This window comes from Dehalococcoidales bacterium (genome assembly GCA_028716225.1).
Taxonomy (GTDB): domain Bacteria; phylum Chloroflexota; class Dehalococcoidia; order Dehalococcoidales; family UBA5760; genus UBA5760.
Window position 1 is genome coordinate 1 of the sequence record JAQUQE010000130.1, and the last position, 2912, is coordinate 2912.

Genomic DNA, 2912 nt, shown 5'->3' on the forward strand with positions numbered 1-2912 from the left:
GCCGGCAAAGGCTCGGTATGACATAAGGGAGAAGTATGGAACTGCCGAAAAAGTTTAAGTGTCCCAACCATTCATTTCCGCATTCTGGCGAAGATAAAACTGTGGTCGAGGAGCTCTGGAAACAGCATAGTAAACAGGGCGCCCCTCCCTATCCGACTGAATTTGTTACCATCGATAACCCACTTCTTAAAGTTTTCGGCGTCTACGTCGCTGTATTTTTATACGATTGGTGTACGGAATGCGGTACTCGCTTCTGCCGGCAGATAGTACCAGGTACCGGGAATATGACTTCTCGGGGAAAAATACCTGGAATTGGTTGATATCCCCACTCTTATTTCTCAAGAAATACGCTATTGACATAACCCCGACAGGTACTTATACTGTTAAATTACCGGGGGTATGCCGTCATGGACTATAATTCCGTTGACTCTTTTATGAAACAATACGGTCTTGACCGAGAGCCGGCTTTTGACTTTCTCCACTTCATGGACGAGTCCATTCCCCCCCAGGGTAAAAAAAGGATCCTGGGGCTTTATTACCCATTAGGAGACCACGCGAGCTCGGGATTCGGTTACTTGCCCCCTTCGACTATCGTTCTTCCCCCAGACGCTACCGTCGACACTCTTCTGCATGAACTCGGTCACCGGCATGGTGACTACTATTACGACGATATCAGCGAAGAGTACGCTGAGACGTGGCGTAAGAATTTCAAGTTAGAGCCAGCCATGCGGGCAATGCCTTTATTTGCAGCACGAGCAGTGCCTCTAGTTGAAAACCCTTCTCGAGAACAACGAACTCGTGACACTCGTTTCGGAGGGTAGAAATGGCTCAAGATACGAAAACCTCTTTGACCGACAGAATCGTCAATATCTACACAGGTGGGGGCGGTGGAGGCGGTACCGGAAGTTTAATTCTCGGCGTTGCTGCTGTGGGCGCCATTGGCGTCGGGGCTTATTTTCTGTGGAAGAAATTCTTCAATAAGGGTGATACCGGGGAAGCGCTCTGGATCCTTATGGAGACTTTCACGGCAATTCCAGCCACGGAGCCGACGAGCACTGCAGGGTACTGGATTCCGATGCACACACTCAATAATCTACCCACGACAAAGCCGACTGAAAGTACAGCTTACTGGGTATTGATGCAAACCCTTGGTAACCTTCCTACTATTGAACCCACTGAGGCAGTCGCTTACTGGGTTTTGATGCACTCGCTCAATAACCTGCCCACGACAACTCCTGGGTCGACAGCTGCTATATGGCTGCTAATGCAAACCCTCGGTAATCTTCCCGCGGTAACCCCAGCTTCTACAGCTGCTGTATGGTTGTTGATGCAGTCTCTAAATAATCTACCGACTACGACACCGGCAGCCACACCCGGAATTACGAATGTCCAGATCCCGAATTATCCTACCAGCCTGGCAATCGGGACACCTTGCCAGATCACGGTGTCGTTCACTTATGTCGGTGCTGCAGGGACAAAGAGTCTCCACGCAGCGATCGGACAGCCTGGCGTTTTCGGATTCGATGAAAAGGCGTATGTCAATACTACCGTCAACGTTCCAAATGCCACAACTCCGACAACCCTGACGGCGACCGTATCGATACCGACCACTGCGCTCTCTGCAGGTGTATACGGCTTAACAGCAAAAGTCGATGCCGTGGAAAGTGGTATCTATAGCAATGTGCTGACAATCACCGGTTCGACCACTCCCGTTGTTACCGGTGTTCAAATTACCAATTACCCGACGAGCGTACCGACCGGAAGCAATTGTACGATTACGGTACGCTTTAATTATATGGGACCGGCCACAACACTCAGCGCTCGTGCAGCTCTCGGTCAGCAAGGTGCCCTGGGATTTGATGAGAAATCAGCGGTTAATGTTTCCGTCTCTGTCGCCGCTTACTCTACTCCTACGGCAGTGTCCTTCCAAGCTGTAATCCCGACCAGCGGTCTCCCGGGCGGTCTCTATGGTTTGACTGCCAAAGTCAATGCAGTAGAGAGCGGTGTTTATAGTAACGTAGTTACAATTACTGGCTCACCGACGCCTGTAATCAGTAACGTCAGAATTACCAGTTACCCGACAGCAGTTCTCCGCCCAGGTGGGACTTGTGCGATAACTGTGGCGTTTGATTATGTCGGACCGTCGACGACGGCAGCCTTCCATGCAGCTCTCGGTAATATCGGTGTTTTTGGCTTCGACGAGATATCGGGGTGTACTGTCGACCAGACTATCTCGATTGTGGCTGCTGGGGCGGTTACAACCAAGTATTTCAATGCCACGATCCCGATTAAGTCCACTCTGGCGAACGGTGTATACGATCTGTACTGTAAGCTTGGGGGAGTGAATAGCCCTGAATACTCCAACGTTATAACCGTCCAGGCTTTAGTCTCCCCAACCCTGATAATAGCAGACGACACACTAAAAACTGGTGACACCCTGAATTTTAGCTTTACAGGTTTTACGCCTTACGCCTCTGTTTCAGTATTTGTTGTCGGAGGCGGAGGTCTCAGTGTTACAGCTAACAGCTCCGGCGCCGGATCTGGTTCTTTTACAATCGGTGAGGGATCGGGAACTTATACCCTCAAAGCTCAAGATTCTTCCGGGAATTCGGCAACCGATACCTTCACGGTTACAGCTCCGACAACGCCGACTATTACCAATGTGCGAATTACAAATATCCCCTCGTCAGTATCAGCCGGTCAACCCATCCCGGTGACTATTCTTTTTGATTACGTCGGGTCAGCTTCTGAGAAAGCCTTCCATGCAGCTCTTGGAGTACAAGGCACATGGAGTTTTGACGAGATCTCGGGTTGCACTGTCGATTCGACCATCGCCATTCCTGCAGCGTCGACAGTAACTACGTTTTCCTTTGGCGCTTCCATACCCACAAAAACAGGGCTCTCAGGTTATA

2 protein-coding genes are annotated in these 2912 nt (G+C 50.3%); both read left to right on the forward strand.

Annotation, left to right across the window (positions count from 1 at the left end; genetic code table 11):
* Window positions 1-407: 407 nt before the first annotated feature.
* A complete protein-coding gene (locus PHI12_14675; protein ID MDD5512030.1) occupies window positions 408-821 on the forward strand; it encodes a hypothetical protein in 414 nt (137 codons plus the stop codon).
* Between the two features lie 2 nt (window positions 822-823).
* Window positions 824-2912 (forward strand): hypothetical protein (locus PHI12_14680; GenBank protein MDD5512031.1); only part of this gene is annotated, 2089 nt, incomplete at its 3' end.